Below are 15,443 nucleotides of genomic sequence, written 5' to 3' on the forward strand. Positions count from 1 at the left end.
ACGGCGGTCGTGACCCGCCTGTCTCTGGGGCGGGGCCTCGCGCCCCGGTGAGGGGGACGAGGTCGGTCGGCTTCGGACCGGTCTGGACTTCCAGGGTTGCGTGGCACAGGCCCTCCTCGGTCATGCGGTGTTCGGGCTTGACCGGTAGTCGACCGCCACGGCGGTTACCGGGCGGGAACGAACGCTGTAACCGCGCTGTAACCGCTTCCTGCGCGATGCTGGAGCCCGTTCCGGCGGCAGGGGGATGGACGATGCGCGTGCTGGTAGTCGAGGACCACCATGGGCTCGCCGAGACGCTGGCGGCCGGGCTCCGCCGCGAGGGGATGGCGGTCGACGTCGTGTCGGACGGCGCGGCCGCGCTGGAGCGGACGGCGGTCAACCGCTACGAGGTCGTCGTCCTCGACCGCGACCTTCCCGTCCTGCACGGTGACGAGGTCTGCCGGTCCTTGACGGCCGGAGGCTATCCGGCGCGGGTGCTCATGCTGACCGCCGCGGCCGCGATCGAGGACCGGGTGGACGGCCTGAGCTCCGGCGCCGACGACTACCTGCCCAAGCCGTTCGCGTTCGCCGAACTGGTCGCGCGGGTCCGGGCGCTGGCCCGGCGATCGCAGCCGGCGCTGCCTCCGGTGCTGGTGCGCGGCGACCTCAGGCTCGACCCCGGGCGGCGGGTGGCGACGCGGGCCGGCCGGAGGCTCGAACTGAGCCCGAAGGAGTTCACCGTGCTGGAGTTGCTGCTGGCCGCCCAGGGCAGGGTCGTCTCCGCCGAAGAACTCCTGGAGCGGGCGTGGGACGAGGCCGCCGATCCGTTCACCGGCACGGTCAAGGTGACGATCAGCCGGCTCCGCCGCAGGCTCGGCGATCCGCCGGTGATCGAGACCCTGCCCCAGGCGGGCTACCGGATCTGATGGGCACCGGGGATCCGGCACGCGCGAACCGGGTGCGGGGGCGCCGGCGATGGACGATCCGGCTGCGGCTGACCCTGCTGTACGGGGCGCTGTTCCTGGGGACCGGCGTGCTGCTGCTGGCCGTCACCTACGTGCTGACGGCTCACTCGTTGCCGTTCAACCCCGTCCGTCCTTCGCCGCCGCCTCGGCCGGCCGGGCCGGTCGACGGGCCGCCGGTTCCGGGCGTCTCCGTCCCGAGCCTGGACCTGGACGACCGGTTGGGCCGCCAGCGGGCCGAGGACCTGCGGCGGCTCCTGGTGGCGTCGGGCCTGGCGTTGGTGATGATGACGTTCGTGTCGGTCTGGCTCGGCTGGCTGACGGCGGGGCGCGCGCTTCGCCCGCTGCGGGCGATGACGGCGACGGCGCGGGAGATCTCGGCGCGCAACCTGCACCAGCGCCTCGACGTACGCGGCCCCGACGATGAGATCAAGAACCTGGCCGACACCTTCGACGGCCTCCTCGGCCGGCTGGAGGCCGCGTTCGAGGCGCAGCGGGCCTTCGTGGCCAACGCCTCCCACGAGCTCCGGACGCCGTTGACGTTCGAGCGGAGCCTGCTGGAGGTCGCGCTGGCCGATCCGGACGCGTCGGCCGCCGACCTGCGAGCCGCGTGCCGGCAGGTGCTGGCCGGCAACCGGCACCAGGAACGTCTGATCGAGGCGCTTCTCACCCTGGCCCGGAGCCAGCGAGGGCTGGACCGCGCTCAGGACACGGATCTGGCGGTGATCGCCGCCGGCGTCGTCGAGTCCGCGCACGCGGCCGCCGCCGCCTGCGGGATACGGATCGAGCCGGATCTGGACCGCGCCGTTGCGCCGGGTGATCCGCATCTGGTGGAGCGCCTCTTGACCAACCTCGTGGACAACGCCGTACGCCACAACGTGCCCGGCGGGCGGGTGAGCGTCTGGACCGGCGCGCACGCCGGGCGGCCGGCGCTGCGCGTCGCCAATACCGGGCCTGCCGTTCCGCCTGGGCAGGTCGACGAGATCCTCCAGCCCTTCCGGCGGCTGGACGGTACCCGGACCGGTGACGGCGAAGGCCTGGGGCTCGGGCTGTCCATCGTCGCGGCGATCGCCACCGCGCACGGGGCGGACCTCGGCGTGCGTCCCCGGCCGGAGGGCGGGCTCGACATCCGCGTCGTCTTCCGGCCCGACGCACTCACCGGCGAGGAGTCCGGCGACCCGCTCCAGCCGCGATGAGCCCGGTCCGGAGGCCGGACCGCGGGCGACGCGCCACAGCCGACCGCCGGTGCACGGCGAGACCGCGGCGGTGTCAGATCATGCCGTGGCGGACGATCGCGAGCAGGCGGCGGACCTGGCCGGGGTCGGTGCACGAGGTGGCGATCGCGTGGGCCAGCGTCAGCACCTCGGCCACGGTGAGGTCGTCGCGGACGGCGCCCGCCCGCTGCGCCCCGGTGAGCAGTTCCCGCGCGGTGGAGGTCAGCGCGGCGTGCCAGCGCTCGAACTGCTCGGTGCGCCGCGCGTCGTCGCCGCCCGCTCCGGCGAAGGCCGGGGCCCGCCCGGTCGCGACGTGGACGGCGAAGGACTCCAGCCAGGTGTGGAGCGCCTCCCCCGCTTCGGCTTCGGCCGCGAGGGCCTCGCCCTGCCCGCACAGGGCGGCGACCTCGTCGGCGTAGACGGCGGCGAGCAGGTCGTCGCGGGTCGGGAAGTGCCGGTAGAGGGTCGCGTTGCCGACGCCCGCGCGCTTGGCGACCTCGTCCAGGGGCGCGCCGGGGCCCCGCTCGTCGAACAGCTCCCTGGCGGCGGCGACGAGCAGCCGGGCGTTGCGCTCGGCGTCGGCGCGGCGCCCCCGGCCGGAGGCGGCGGTCATCCGGGCTCCCTGGTTGTCGAACGGGGACCTCCCCGGTTAGCCTAGCGGAGCATTAAACGGGGACTTCCCCGCTTAGTGCTCACCCCTGAGGAGGAGCGATGGCGTTCACCGCCGAGGACCGCACCGAGATCACCGAGCTGATCTCGATGCACGGCCACCTGTGCGACAGCGGGGAGCTGGACCGCCTGGACGAGCTGTTCACCCCCGACGTCGTCTGCGACGTCGGCGACCTCGGGCAGGAGCCCCTGGTCGGCTTGGCCGCGTGCGTCGCCGCCGGACGGGCGCTCGGCGAGCTGAACCCGGTCGGGCACCACGTCACCAACGTCGTCCTCACCGAGGCCGCGGGCGGCCGGGTGCACGCGCGGTCCAAGGGGCTCGGCGTCAGCGCCGACGGCTCCGTCGGCAGCGTGACCTACGAGGACGTCCTCGTCCGCACCCCGGGCGGCTGGCGTATCAGCCACCGCACAATTCGCGCGCACCGCACTCCCCTGGGCGGACGCCTGTGACTCGCCGAGGGTCCCGGGATCGTCCCCATCCGGCGAGTTCACGAGCTTGGTCGCGCCTGGCGGCGGTGACCCCTCAGCCGTGGTCGCCGGTCCTTCCCGGTGGCGACGGCGGAGGCGGAGAGCAACGTCGCGGCGGTGAGGCCGCCCCAGAGGGCGGCGGGGCCGCGGGCGGCGAGAGCGGTGATGACCGCCGGAGAGACGGCGAGGCCGAAGCCGGTGGAGAGCTGGAACCGGGCGAGGGCGCGTCCGAGGACGCGGGCCGGGGCGAGTGCGGTGACCAGCGCGGTGGCGCTGCCGGCGTAGATGATCTCGCCGAGGGTGCAGACCACCGACACCGCGGCGACGGCCGGCGGCCCCCAGCGGTGTCCCAGCGAGGCGGCCGCGAGGAAGCCGAGGTAGGACGCGGCGATCACCACGCCGGACAGGGCCAGCACGGTCCGCCGGGAGAAGCGGGCCATCAGGACGGTGACCGGCACCTGGAGGGCGACGACGAGCGCCGTGTTGGCCACGAAGACGGCCGCCGGCCATACCGGTGACGCGTGGAACCGCGTCACCAGGACCAGCGGGATCGCGATCTCGGGGACGTTGAGGCAGAAGACGTAGACCACGTTGGCGGCGAGCAGCGCGAGCATGCGGGGCGCGGGCTCGCCGTCCCGGTCCCCGGGCGGGGCGGTCCCGGCCGGACGCGCGTGCGCGTGCACCGACCACGCCAGGGCGGCCGCGGCGAGATACGCGAGTGCGGTGGCGACCGCCAGCGCCCGCAGCGCGGTGGCGCCTCCCGCCAGGCACACGGCGGCCAGGAGTGCTCCGACGCCCAGGGCGGCGTTGCGCAGGGCGCGGGCCGCGGCGAGGGCGGTGTCGCGTTCCCGGCCGTGGGCGACCGTGGCCACGAGCGCGGCGTGGGCGGCGGGCCATGCCTGGTTGCCGATGCCGAGGAAGAGCGCCGCCGCCGCGAAGAGCCGGACGTGCCCGGCCGGGGCGGCCAGCAGCAGCGCCACGCCCAGCACACGCACCAGCATCGACGCCGCCACGACGGTGCTGCGTGCGCCGCGGTCCAGCCATCGGCCCACCGCGGGCATGCACGCCAGGCCCGCGACGATGCCGACCGTCATGGCGGTGCCGGTGGCCGGCGCGGACAGCCTCAGGACCGTCACGCCGTAGAGCAGCAGAAAGGGGCGCAGGAGGCCCGTGCCGAGCGCGTCCACGGCCAGGGCGACGGCGTAGCGGGGGCCTCCGGAGACGCGGACGAGGGCGCGGGGCTGGATTCGGGTGGTGATCGCCATGACGTCAGACGGTGCGGCCGGCCGCCGGGGCGGGGCACGTCGATTGACGCGCATCGTCAATCGAGGCCGTCGCCGTGTGGTCCGGGCGGTGATGATGGGGAGGTGACGTTGAGGATCGACACCAGCGGTCTGCCGTCCGAGCGGGTGCGGTTCGCCGCCTCCCCGCTGGCCGAGCTGACCGCGATGCTGCACGTGCTGGCCGAGCCCGGTCACCATCCGCGGTTCGCCGGCTGGGCGGCGGACGTCTGGGCCGGGCTGCGTCCGGAGCTGTCCGAGCGGCTCAGGGAGGCGGAGTTCCTGTGGCGCTCCTCCCAGGCCGACTTCCTGATCCCCGCGCGGCCGCGGCAGACCCTCGCCGAGGAACTGGACGACGTGGACCGTATCGACGACGACACGTACGTGACCGCCGCGCTCGTCACCACGTGCGGCAGCGACCGGGTCCGTTTCCGCGGGGCGTCGCCGCTCACCGACACGGCGGCGCGCGAGCGGGCCCTGGACGTGGCCCAGGCCCGCGGCGCGCTGCAGGAGGCCTTCGCCGAACGGCTGCTCGCGGACCCGGCCGCGGTGCGGGCGCGGGTGCGCCGCACCCTCGAACTCTGCGCCGGGGCCTTCTTCGACGGCGCCTGGGCGAGCGTCGCGGGGCGGCTCGCCGCCGATCTGCGGCTGAAGAACGAACTGCTCAGGCGCCGCGGCGCCGGGGCGGCGCTCGCCTCGGTCTCCGGCGCGGTCACCCTGTCGCCGGACGGCGACCGCATCATCGTGGACAAGGTGCAGGACAAGTCGACCGCCGCCCACGGCGCCGGGGTCACCTTCATCCCCAGCGTCTTCGGGCGCCCCCACCTGGTGGCGGTCCACGCGCCCGGGTGGCATCCGGTGGTGCAGTACCCGGTCGCCGAGCCGGGTCCGTCGGAGCCGGTCCCCCTGGAGACGGTCTCCCTCCGGCTGGAGGCGCTCGCGCACCCGGTGAGGCTGCGGCTGCTGCGCACCCTGGCCCGCGGCCCGCACACCACCAGCGAGCTGGCGCACTTCTGGGAACTCTCACCTCCGGAGGTGTCCCGCCACCTCGCCGTCCTGCGCCGCGCGGGACTGCTCTCGGCCCGGCGGCAGGGGCGCTACGTCCGCTACACCCTCAATCTGGATGATCTTTCGTCGGTGGGCGCCGACCTGCTGGCGGCCGTCCTGCGCTGACCGGCCGGCGCGGGCGGCGGATCAGGACGGCGGTGGCCACGACCGCCTGGATCGCACCGTTGAGGAGCGCGGGGGCCGCGTGCTCGGTGAACCCCGGGATCACCGACTCCGTGACGTTCGCCAGGGCGTGGACGATCACCGCCGTGAGCATGATCCCGCCGGATCCCTCGACGATCCGGACGATGAGGATCCGCAGCGCGACCGTGCTGAGGAACTGGCCCGCGATCCACGGCGCGGAGCGGCCGCCCTGCGCCCAGCCGACGACGTGCCAGAGCGCCCAGACCACGCCTAGCAGCGCCCCGGCCCCGAGCGGCCCCCATCGGTCGCGCAGCGGCCGCAGCAGGTACCCGGTCCATCCCGCCTCCTCGGCGAACGCGGTGAGGAGGTAGACGGCGAACAGCACCGGGACGTCCGTGAGCGGCGAGTGCGGTCCGTCGAGCGGCACCCCCGTGAGCGGCGTCAGCCCGCAGACCAGCAGCGCGATCGCGGGGATCAGCAGCCAGGCCGGCAGCCACCAGAGCCTCCGCCCCGACCCCCGAGGCGAGAGGGTCCTGTTCACAAGGGCCCCGGCTCCGCGGCGGCCCTCCTCCCGCGAGACCAGCACCAGGGCCACCACGAGCGGGAGGACGAACTGGAACGCGCTCACCGGCATGTCCATGGGCAGCGCGCCCCGGCTGTCGACCAGCGCTCCCGCCGCCCAGAACGGCAGCGAGAGAGCGAACAGGAGCACCAGGAACACCAGCGGCGACCCCGCGGTCGCCGGGGCGGTACGAACGGCCATGCCCTGGATTGTCCTGAAAGGCGCCCGAAGCGGCACAGGGCCGCCGGACCCGCTGCGAGGAATCAGTGGCGAGCAGGCGCTCGCGTTCGGGGGTGCAGTGCCACCAGGCCGGTCAGGGGACGGCGAGGTCGAGGGCCTTGAGGCGGGCGGGGTCGGCGATCATCTCGTAGGCGGTGACGCGGCCGCCGTCGACGGTGACGGCCAGGGCGAGCAGGAGGCGGCCGTGGGGGGCGACCACGGCGCCGATCGTCCCGTCGATGAGGGCGGGGCCCGCGTACCTGGCGCGCCGGCCGAACAGCCGCATCTCGCGGGCGACGGAGTCGGCGCCGCGCAGGACGGCGGGGCGGCCGGGGGTGAGGGCGGCGCGGTCGGCGCGGCGGACGACGTCGGGTGCCAGGACGCCGAGCAGCGCGTCGAGGTCGCCGCTGCGGGCGGCGGCGAGGAACGCCTCGACGACGCGGCGCTGCTCGGCGAGTTCGCGCGGGGGCGCGGTGGTGGTGCCGCGGACGCGCCGGCGGGCGCGGCTCGCGAGTTTCTTGGCGGTGGCGGGGGTGCGCTCGACGATGGGGGCGATCTGGTCGAACGGGACGGCGAAGACGTCGTGCAGGACGAAGGCGACGCGTTCGGCGGGGCCGAGGGTGTCCAGGACGACGAGCATCGCGCGGCCGACCGACTCGATGAGGACGGCCTCGCTCTCGGGGTCGCCGTCGTGCTCCTGGACGGGCGAGTGCCATCCGTAGGGCTCCTCGCGCCGGGAGGTGCGGGTGCGGAGCATGTCGAGGCAGATGCGCGCCACGACCGTGCGCAGCCACGCCTCCAGGTCGTCGATTCCGGCGGGGTCGGTGCGGTCGAGCCGCAGCCACGCCTCCTGGACGGCGTCGTCGGTCTCGCCGGCGGTGCCCAGCATCCGGTAGGCGACCGCGCGCAGTACCGCGCGGTGCGCCTCGAAGCGTTCGGCGAGTCGGTCGTCCATCGGTCACCTTTCCGTGCCGTGTTCCGTCTGCTCCGTGGCATCCGAGAGAAGACGACGACCGGGGGAAACAGATGATCCGTCACGACCAGGGTAGCGAGACGGGCGCGGGGCCGCTGCTGCGGCCGGTGGCGCTGGGGGACCTGGAGATGCCCAACCGGGTGGTGATGGCGCCGTTGACGCGGGGCCGCGCGAGCGGGCCCGGCCTGGTGCCGGCGGACCTGCACGCCGCCTACTACGGGCAGCGCGCCGCCGCGGGCCTCATCGTCGCCGAGGCGGCGTGGGTCGGCGAGGGGGCGATCGGGTTCCCGGGCGTCCCCGGCATCTTCACCGAGCGGCAGGTCGAGGGCTGGCGGCGCGTCACCGACGTCGTGCACGCGCTCGGCGGCCGCATCGTGCTGCAACTGTGGCACACCGGCGCCCACTCCCATCCCGACCACCTGGGCGGGGCGCGGCCCGGCGGGCCGTCCGCGGTCGACCCGGGCGAGGTGTGCTGGACGGCGGAGGGCCCCAAGGCGACGGTCACGCCCCGGGAGATGACGCGCGCGGAGATCGAGCGGGCGGTGGCCGACTTCGGCGCGGCGTCGGCGCGGGCGCGGCGGGCGGGGTTCGACGGGGTGGAGGTCGCGGCGAACGGCACCTACCTGCTCGCGCAGTTCCTCAATCCGCGCCTGAACCGCCGCGCCGACGGCTACGGGACCGACCGCGCCCGGCTGCTGCTGGAGGTGGTGGACGCGGTGGCGGCGGCGTGGGACGGGCGGCGCACCGGGGTGCGGCTGTCGCCGTACTGGACCGTCCACGACACCGCGCCCGGCGCGCGCGGCGACTACCCCTACACGGCCGACGAGGCGACCCTCGCCGACTACGACGCCCTGGCGGCGGAGCTCGGCACGCGCCCTCTGGCCTATCTCCACCTGCGCGGACGCGCCCTGACCGGGCCGGACGCGGCACCGGACCTCGACGAGTTCGCCCGGTACCGCAAGCTCTTCGACGGCCCCCTGATCGCCAATCACGGGTTCGGCCGGGACTCGGGCGGCGCGGTGGTAGAGGCGGGGATCGCCGACGCGGTGTCCTTCGGGCGGGCGTTCATCGCCAACCCCGATCTGGTCGCCCGGTTCGCACTGGGCCAGAGCACGGCGCGCAGCGACGAGGAGACCCACTACGGCGGCGGCGCCCGCGGCTACCTCGACTACCCGATCTGTCCGGGCCCCTAGGCTCCTCGCCGTGTTCCCGCCGCGGCGAGGGCCAGGGCGAGTCCGCTGAGGTCCGGGGGCCCGAGCACCTGCCCGAATCCGGGAAGCGGGACGTGCAGTGCCCGGGTCCAGCGTTCGGGTATCGCCTCGTGCCCGTAGAGCGCCCCGGCGAGGGTGCCGGTCACCGCGGCGACGGTGTCGGTGTCGCCGCCGAGGTCGACGGCCGCGCGCAGCGCGTCCTCGAAGGAGCGGGTCGTCCTGACCGCCCAGGCGGCGGAGGCGAGGCAGGGCCAGACGGCTCCGTTGAACTCGGTGGCGTCGTCCGGGTGCCAGCCGTCGGACAGGATCGCGGCGTACCTGTCGCGGTGGTCGGAACGGACGTGCGGCAGCACCTCGGGGAGCGCGGCGATCGGGTCGGCGCCGTCGAGCGCGACGCGGACCAGGTCGTGGAGGATCGCGGTGCCCTCCCAGGCCGCGGGGTCGCCGTGGGTCAGGGCGGTGATCCGCCGAGCGGCCTCCATGGTGGCCGCCCTGCCGGCCGGTGCGAAGTACACCGCCGAGGTGGAGGCGCGCATGAGGGCGCCGTTCCCGGCGGCGCGGCCGGTGCCGCGGAAGTGGTGGGCGGCGGCCAGGTCCCAGGGCCGGCCGCCGGTCAGCACGGCCTCGGTCTGCAGGCCGATGTCCTTGGGGTCCGCCGCGGCCCACCGCTGGAACCTGGCGAACATGTCGGGCGGGTCGAGCCCGCCGCGCTCCAGCAGCGACTGGGCCACCAGCACCGCCATCTGGGTGTCGTCGGTGGCCTCGCCCCGGTCCCAGCCGCCGCCCGCGCGCATCTCGTCGCCGTGGCCGGGCGGGTACCTGGTGGAGAACGCGCCCGCCGGGCCGAACTCGAACGGCGCGCCGAGGGCGTCCCCCACCGCCGAGCCGAGCACCGTCCCGACGACGCGTGATCGCCTGCCGCGCGCAGTCACGCGGCCATGGTCCCACTGCCGGGGGCGGGGTCCTAGGCTCTGGTTCCGGTCGGGGGGAGGAACTCGGGCTGGTCGAGGACGCGGAGCCAGCTGCCGTCGGGCTGGCGGCGGACGACCTGGGCGCGTGCGCCCGCCCCGTCCCTGGGCGGGGTGGAGGTGAGGGCGAGGTCGCCGCTGAGCAGGGTGGGGAGCGGTTCCTCGGGCTCGAAGCGGGGGCCGGCTGCAAGGACCTTCTCCCACATCTCGCGGATCGCCTCGCGTCCCACGGTCTGGGAGCCGGGCGGGTAGGCCAGAACCGCGTCCTCCTCGTAGAGGGCGGCGACGCCGGCCGCGTCGCCGGCGTTGGAGCGTTCGACGAACAGGCGGGTGATGTCCTCCGGCCGCATGGCCTTCTCGTATCGCGTCACGGCGTTCTCCCAGGTCGTTCCGGTCGTTTCCTCCATGCTCGTCGGCCGTGGTCCAGAAGTCCAAGAGAGGGTTCTGCTTGGATCCAGAAGCAACAGTTATGGACGCGCGGGGGCCGGCCAGGGGCGGTCGTGGAGCGCCGCGGGCGGCGGCGTGCAGAATGCCGGGTATGAGGGAGATCTTCGCGCATCGGCTGCGGGTCCGGTACAGCGAGTGCGACCAGCAGGGGGTGGTGTTCAACGGCCACTACCTGTTCTTCTACGACGTGGCGTTGACGGAGATGTGGCGGGCGCTGTTCGGCGACTACGCGCAGATGGTGGATCAGGGCTACGACCTGGTGGTGGCCGAGGCGCGGATCCGGTTCCGGGAGGGCGCGCGGTTCGACGAGCTGCTGGAGGTGTCGATGCCGGTCGCGCATCTGGGGACGACGAGCATGGTGGTGCGTCCGGTGTTCCGGATCGACGGGCGGCTCATCGCCGACGGGGAGGTGCGGCACGTGTTCATCGACCCGGCGTCCAAGGCCAAGAAGGAGATGCCGCCGCAGGTGAGGTCGGTTCTGGAGCCTTACCTGGACGGGGCGGGACAGGCGGCCGGCGCCGCGTCAGGTTCGCAGTCGCCCTGACGATGTCTCGAGCATCGCGCCGCGCCCCGGTCTGGGGCCGGTCTGACGTGCCCGGCACAGTTCCCGCGGATCCGATTCAAGTGGGTGCCGCCCCCTCGGGGCAACCCCTTTCGCCTCGGGGCGGTCCCGGGGTGCGGCGTCAGCGGGCGAACTGGGACGCGCCGAGGGCGCGTCCGGCGGCGGTGAGGGGCTGACCGGGCAGGTGGGGGCCGGTTCGGGCGGTGAGGGCGTCGGCCTGACGTTCGAGGTCGTCGAGGCGGTCGTGCAGGGCGCGCAGGTCTTCGGCGGGCCCGCCCCGGTACGGGCGGGCGGTCTCGACGGCGAGCACCGGCTCGCCGAGGGCGGCGGGGCCGGCGGCGGGGCCGCCCGGGTGGTAGAGGGCCTGGACGCGGGCGGGCGCGGCGGCGGGGTCGGTGAGGAAGCGCAGCAGGCGCCGCTGGAGGTAGTCCGAGGCGGTGTCGCCGCCGGCGATGCGGCGGGCGCAGCCGCGGGCGGTGGCGGCGCCGAGGGCGTGCTCGAAGCAGTCGCGCAGGGCGGGGCGGCGCGCGGCGATGAGCGCGTCGGCGGCGGGGTGCTCCAGGACGAACCGCAGCGCGGTCCGGGTGGTGTGCTTGTGGTTGGCGCGCAGCCGCCGCAGCGCTAGCAGCACGGTGATGACGTGGGCGGGCGGCAGGGCGAGGGTCAGGACGCGGGAGACGCGGGCCTGCACGGCGCGGGCGGGTTCGTCGAGCCCGGCCTGGGAGGCGGCCAGGACCTGCAGGAGCACCCGGGCGCGCTGCCAGGGCCGCACGCCGGGGGCCAGGCCGAGCAGGGCGTAGTGCTCGGGGTCGCCGGTGTGCGCGGCGCGGTGCAGGTCCGCGTCGTCCCAGCGCAGGCAGGCGCCCCGGGGCAGGCTCAGGGCGGTGTCGTGGTGGTGCAGGTGGGCAAGGAGCGTGGGGGTGTCCATGGTTGTTCGCCTCCGCAACCATGGAGTCTAGGAATGATCGGGAGCGGCTCGACACTCAATTTCGGATGGTCGGGTCGGCCGCGGGGCCGTCCGGCGCCGCGGGGTCGGGCGCGGCGGCGTAGGCGCCGAGGCCGTGTTCGAGGAGGTCGAAGGCGCGGGCGGCGGCGGCGTAGACGTCCTCGGCCATCTCCTGGAGGGTCTCGCCCGCGCTCTTGCGGTCGGAGATCTGCTCCACGAGCGTGCTCTGCACAGCGAAGATCATGGCGGCGGCGGCGCGGGGGGCGATGTCGTCGGGGCTTGCGCCGGTGGCCTCGGCGAGCTGCTCGGCGAGCAGGTCCTGGGCGCGGCGGCCGATCTCGCGCTGGCGGGCCAGCAGGGCGGGGCTGTCGCGGACGGTGCGGGTCCAGACCTCCGAGCCCTCGTGGAAGGCGGTCTGGTGGGCGCGGGCGTCCAGGCCCTCGAAGAACCGGCGGCGGAACAGCGCCACGGCGCCCTCTCCGGGGCGGCGTTCGCGGAAGTCGCGCCCGGCGGCCTCGACGATCTCGTCCTGCCGGTCGAAGAACAGGTCCTCCTTGGTCCTGAAGTAGTTGAAGACGGTGTTGACCGACACGTCCGCGGTCCGGGCGACGTCGGCGATGGTGACGTTGTCGAACCCGCGGGTCATGAACAGGCCGGTGGCGATGTCGGCGATGCGGCGCCGCGTCTCGCGCTTCTTGCGCTCCCGCAGCCCGAGTTCCGGCTCTCTGTCGGGGACGTGGTCCTCAGCCATGCCCCGGAATATACCTTCCTTGGAGTCAGTGAAAACTTGGTGTGACACCAAATTTGGGGTTACGCTAGCGCGGTCGTTCTCAGAGGAGGTCATCGTGATCGAGGCTCGCGGGCTCGCCCGCACCTTCACCGGCGGGCACGGGGCGGTCGAGGCCGTCCGCGGCGTGGACCTGTCGGTCGCGCCCGGCGAGATCGTCGGGTTCCTCGGCCCCAACGGGGCCGGGAAGACCACGACGCTGCGGATGCTGACGACGCTGCTGGCGCCGACCGCGGGGACCGCGACCGTCGCCGGCCGCGACCTGCGCGCCGACCCGGCGGGGGTGCGGCGCCGCATCGGGCACGTCGCGCAGGGCGGCGGCACCGACCCGGGCGTCCCGGTCGCCGAGGAGCTGGACCTGCAGGCCCGCCTGTACGGGGTGCGCGACCGGGCCGCGCGGATCGCGGAGCTGTGCGCGCGCCTGGACCTGGACGGCCTCGGGCGGCGCCCGGCGGGGTCGCTGTCGGGCGGGCAGCGACGCCGCCTGGACATCGCGCTCGGGCTGGTGCACCGCCCGCCGCTGCTGTTCCTGGACGAGCCGACCACCGGCCTGGACCCGCAGAGCCGCGGCGACCTGTGGGACCACGTCCGCGGCATGCGCGAGCGGGACGGCACGACGGTGTTCCTGACCACGCACTACCTGGAGGAGGCCGACGCCCTGTGCGACCGGCTGCTGATCATCGACCGGGGCCGCATCGTCGCCGAGGGCAGCCCCGCCGAGCTCCGGCGCCGCGTCGCCGGGGACGTGGTCACGGTGGAGCTCGCGGACGGCTCGGGCGTCGAGCCCGCCCGCAAGGCGCTGTCGGCGCACCCGGCCGTCCGCGAGGCGGCCGTGACGGGCGGGACGCTGCGGCTGACCGTCGAGGACGGCGAGAAGGCGCTGATGTCCCTGATCCGCGCGCTGGACGGCGCGGGAGTGGAGCTGGCCTCGCTGAGCCTGGCCCGTCCCACCCTGGACGACGTGTTCCTGACCGTCACCGGCCGCTCGCTGCGCGACGCGGCCTGAACCTTAGGAGTCCCCCCATGCCCGTTGAACCACTCCCCTCTCCCCCGCGGGCCGCCGAGGCGCCCGGGCGGTTCGCCGCCCTCGGCCAGGTCGCGTCCGACACCCGGCTGATCTTCCTGCGGTACATGCGGCAGACGCTGCGCAGCAAGGTCGCGGTGGTGTTCGGGGCGGTGCAGCCGCTGCTGTACCTGGTGCTGTTCGGGCCGCTGCTGTCGGACCTGGTGGACGTGCGCGGGTTCGGCGCGGGCAGCGCCTGGCAGGTGTTCGTGCCCGGGGTGCTGATCCAGCTGGCGATGTTCGGCGCCGGGTTCGCGGGGTTCGGGCTGATCGCGGACCTGCGGTCGGGGGTGGCCGACCGGCTGCGGGTCACCCCGGCCAGCCGGACCGCGCTGCTGCTGGGCCGGGTCCTGCGCGACACCGTGGTGGTCGCCTTCCAGGCGGTCGCGGTGGTCGCGGTCGGGCTGGCGCTGGGCCTGCGGGCCCCGGCGGGCGGGATCGCCGTCGGGCTGGCGCTGGTGGTGGCGCTGGCGGTGAGCGTGGCGTCCCTGTCGTACGCGGTGGCGCTGCGCACGCGCACCGAGGACTCGTTCGCGCCGATCCTGACGTCGGTGACGCTGCCGCTGATGCTGCTGTCGGGGATCCTGCTGCCGATGAGCCTGGCGCCGGGGTGGCTGGACGCGGTGTCGCGGTTCACCCCGTTCCGCTACATGGTGGACGCCGCGCGGGCGGCGTTCCTGGGCGACTACGCGACGGCGGCGGTCGCGGAGGGCGCGCTCACCGCGGTGGTGCTGCTGGTGGCGTCGGTGGCGCTGGGCGCCCGCCGGTTCCGCCGCGAGAACGCCTGAGGCGGCGCGGTCACGGGGCCGGCGCGGTCACGGGGGGGTCACGGGGGCAGGGCGCCGGCGCGGGCCTTCGGGCTCCCCCCGGCGCCCCGCCCGGCCTCCGGCGCGCCGCCCGGGCCGTGCGACGCGGCGGCGACGTTGAGGACCTCGGGGTGGGCGGCGGCGGCGCGCTGGGCGATGTAGGCGCCGGCCAGCACGACCGCGCCGCCGGTGATCTGCGCGGCGGTGAGGCGCTCGCCGAGCGCCGCCCAGGCGATGAGGGCGGCGGCGACGGCCTCGGTGTAGCAGATGGCGCCGCCGACCTGCGCCGACAGCCGCTGCAGCCCGGCGACGCCGGTGAGGTAGGCGAGGACGGTGCTGACCAGCCCGATCCAGGCGACCAGCGCCCAGCCGGGCGCGGCGTGCCCGGCGACGGGCACCGGCGCGGGCAGCACCCGCCAGGGCATCGTCCACGGCGCGGCCAGGCCGGTGAGGGCGAGCGCGGCGACGACGCTTCCGGCGGTGGTGATGACGAGAGGGTCGACCTGCCCGGCCAGGCGGTCGACGATGAGGAAGTAGCTCGCCTGGCAGGCGGCGGCGCCGAGCCCCGCGGCCAGGCCGACCGGGTCGAGCGACAGGCCCGTCCACACCTGCACGACCAGGGCGAGCCCGGCCATGGCGGTCGCGACGCCGGCCGCGGCGGTGCGGTGCACGGGCGCGCGGCGCACCAGCCGCAGCCACGCCAGCACGATCACCGGGCCGCTGAACTCCAGCAGGATCGCCACGCCGACCGGCAGACGGGAGGCGGCCACGAAGTAGAACGCCTGGCAGCCGGCGACACCGGCCAGCCCGTACAGGGCCAGGGCGGGAAGGTGCGGGCGCAGGCCGCGGACGGCGGCCCCCCCGCGCAGCAGGAGCGCCAGCGGCGCCAGGACCAGCGCGGCGACCGCGATGCGCAGCCACACCGCCTGCAGCGGCCCGAGCCCGGCCTCGATGAGGGCCTTGCCGAACGGCCCGGACGCGCCGAAGCACACCGAGGAGAACAGCGCCAGGCCGAGGCCCCACGCGCGGGTCCGTGCGGCGCCGTCCATCCTGCCCCCCGGGTCGCGCGGTGCGCCGCCGGGCCCGCCCCCGGCGGGCTAATGAGCATCCTGCCATAACGCTCCTTACACGTCGAT

At 75.3% G+C, this 15,443-nt stretch carries 17 protein-coding genes; 8 read left to right on the plus strand and 9 right to left on the minus strand.

Translation table 11 applies throughout. From position 1 onward, the window contains the following. Positions 1–251: 251 nt before the first annotated feature. Both FKD65_RS01625 and FKD65_RS01630 read left to right on the plus strand, forming a co-directional pair. Positions 252–905, plus strand: a complete 654-nt coding sequence (locus tag FKD65_RS01625; RefSeq protein ID WP_141575554.1) for a response regulator transcription factor — start codon at positions 252–254, stop codon at positions 903–905. After that, the gene (locus FKD65_RS01630; RefSeq protein WP_141575556.1) at positions 905–2,137 is read left to right on the plus strand and encodes a HAMP domain-containing sensor histidine kinase; all 1,233 of its coding nucleotides are present in this window, start codon (positions 905–907) and stop codon (positions 2,135–2,137) included. Before FKD65_RS01625 ends, FKD65_RS01630 begins: the two co-directional genes overlap by 1 nt. Before the next feature lie 73 nt (positions 2,138–2,210). Here FKD65_RS01630 and FKD65_RS01635 read toward each other — a convergent pair whose 3' ends face one another. Further along, positions 2,211–2,768, minus strand: coding sequence for a TetR/AcrR family transcriptional regulator (locus FKD65_RS01635; RefSeq protein ID WP_141575558.1), 558 nt, complete (start codon positions 2,766–2,768; stop codon positions 2,211–2,213). Between the two features lie 98 nt (positions 2,769–2,866). On the opposite strand from FKD65_RS01635, the gene FKD65_RS01640 reads away from it, so the two are divergent. Beyond that, the gene (locus FKD65_RS01640) at positions 2,867–3,274 is read left to right on the plus strand and encodes a nuclear transport factor 2 family protein (RefSeq protein ID WP_141575561.1); all 408 of its coding nucleotides are present in this window, start codon (positions 2,867–2,869) and stop codon (positions 3,272–3,274) included. A gap of 38 nt (positions 3,275–3,312) precedes the next feature. Here FKD65_RS01640 and FKD65_RS01645 read toward each other — a convergent pair whose 3' ends face one another. Continuing rightward, positions 3,313–4,557 (minus strand): MFS transporter, encoded by a 1,245-nt coding sequence (locus FKD65_RS01645; protein WP_141575562.1) that lies wholly within the window; start codon positions 4,555–4,557, stop codon positions 3,313–3,315. A gap of 102 nt (positions 4,558–4,659) precedes the next feature. Here FKD65_RS01645 and FKD65_RS01650 point away from each other — a divergent pair, with 102 nt between their 5' ends. After that, positions 4,660–5,745 carry a helix-turn-helix domain-containing protein gene (locus tag FKD65_RS01650; protein WP_141575565.1) on the plus strand — a complete coding sequence of 362 codons (1,086 nt, stop codon included), beginning with the start codon at positions 4,660–4,662 and terminating at the stop codon, positions 5,743–5,745. On the opposite strand, the gene FKD65_RS01655 is transcribed toward FKD65_RS01650, so the two are convergent. Continuing rightward, on the minus strand, positions 5,687–6,526 hold the full coding sequence (locus FKD65_RS01655) for a CPBP family intramembrane glutamic endopeptidase (protein WP_141575567.1): 840 nt from the start codon (positions 6,524–6,526) through the stop codon (positions 5,687–5,689). The genes FKD65_RS01650 and FKD65_RS01655 overlap by 59 nt on opposite strands. A 112-nt stretch (positions 6,527–6,638) precedes the next feature. Next, on the minus strand, positions 6,639–7,499 hold the full coding sequence (locus FKD65_RS01660; RefSeq protein ID WP_141575569.1) for a sigma-70 family RNA polymerase sigma factor: 861 nt from the start codon (positions 7,497–7,499) through the stop codon (positions 6,639–6,641). Between the two features lie 71 nt (positions 7,500–7,570). On the opposite strand from FKD65_RS01660, the gene FKD65_RS01665 reads away from it, so the two are divergent. Continuing rightward, complete coding sequence (locus FKD65_RS01665; protein ID WP_141575571.1) at positions 7,571–8,710, plus strand: alkene reductase; 1,140 nt, start codon at positions 7,571–7,573, stop codon at positions 8,708–8,710. Here the strand turns inward: FKD65_RS01665 and FKD65_RS01670 are convergent. Together FKD65_RS01670 and FKD65_RS01675 are read right to left on the minus strand one after the other, a co-directional pair. Further along, a complete protein-coding gene (locus FKD65_RS01670; protein WP_141575573.1) occupies positions 8,707–9,660 on the minus strand; it encodes an ADP-ribosylglycohydrolase family protein in 954 nt (317 codons plus the stop codon). The two genes, FKD65_RS01665 and FKD65_RS01670, sit on opposite strands and share 4 nt — an antisense overlap. A 32-nt stretch (positions 9,661–9,692) precedes the next feature. Next, positions 9,693–10,067 carry a nuclear transport factor 2 family protein gene (locus tag FKD65_RS01675; RefSeq protein WP_141575577.1) on the minus strand — a complete coding sequence of 125 codons (375 nt, stop codon included), beginning with the start codon at positions 10,065–10,067 and terminating at the stop codon, positions 9,693–9,695. Between the two features lie 167 nt (positions 10,068–10,234). On the opposite strand from FKD65_RS01675, the gene FKD65_RS01680 reads away from it, so the two are divergent. Further along, positions 10,235–10,687, plus strand: a complete 453-nt coding sequence (locus tag FKD65_RS01680) for a thioesterase family protein (RefSeq protein ID WP_168220906.1) — start codon at positions 10,235–10,237, stop codon at positions 10,685–10,687. 139 nt (positions 10,688–10,826) lie between these two features. Here the strand turns inward: FKD65_RS01680 and FKD65_RS01685 are convergent, their stop codons facing one another. Together FKD65_RS01685 and FKD65_RS01690 are read right to left on the minus strand one after the other, a co-directional pair. Then, entirely contained in the window at positions 10,827–11,633 is an 807-nt protein-coding gene (locus FKD65_RS01685) for a hypothetical protein (RefSeq protein ID WP_141575582.1), read from the minus strand. A gap of 55 nt (positions 11,634–11,688) precedes the next feature. Next, complete coding sequence (locus tag FKD65_RS01690; RefSeq protein ID WP_141575584.1) at positions 11,689–12,402, minus strand: TetR/AcrR family transcriptional regulator; 714 nt, start codon at positions 12,400–12,402, stop codon at positions 11,689–11,691. 94 nt (positions 12,403–12,496) lie between these two features. Between FKD65_RS01690 and FKD65_RS01695 the strand changes: the two genes are divergently transcribed. Beyond that, complete coding sequence (locus FKD65_RS01695) at positions 12,497–13,444, plus strand: ATP-binding cassette domain-containing protein (protein WP_141575586.1); 948 nt, start codon at positions 12,497–12,499, stop codon at positions 13,442–13,444. Between the two features lie 17 nt (positions 13,445–13,461). After that, positions 13,462–14,289: an ABC transporter permease gene (locus FKD65_RS01700; protein WP_141575588.1), complete on the plus strand. Its 828-nt coding sequence runs from the start codon at positions 13,462–13,464 to the stop codon at positions 14,287–14,289. Between the two features lie 38 nt (positions 14,290–14,327). Here FKD65_RS01700 and FKD65_RS01705 read toward each other — a convergent pair whose 3' ends face one another. Further along, entirely contained in the window at positions 14,328–15,356 is a 1,029-nt protein-coding gene (locus FKD65_RS01705) for a DMT family transporter (RefSeq protein ID WP_141575590.1), read from the minus strand. Positions 15,357–15,443: the final 87 nt, after the last annotated feature.

It is taken from the genome of Actinomadura sp. WMMA1423 (genome assembly GCF_006547145.1).
GTDB lineage: Bacteria > Actinomycetota > Actinomycetes > Streptosporangiales > Streptosporangiaceae > Spirillospora.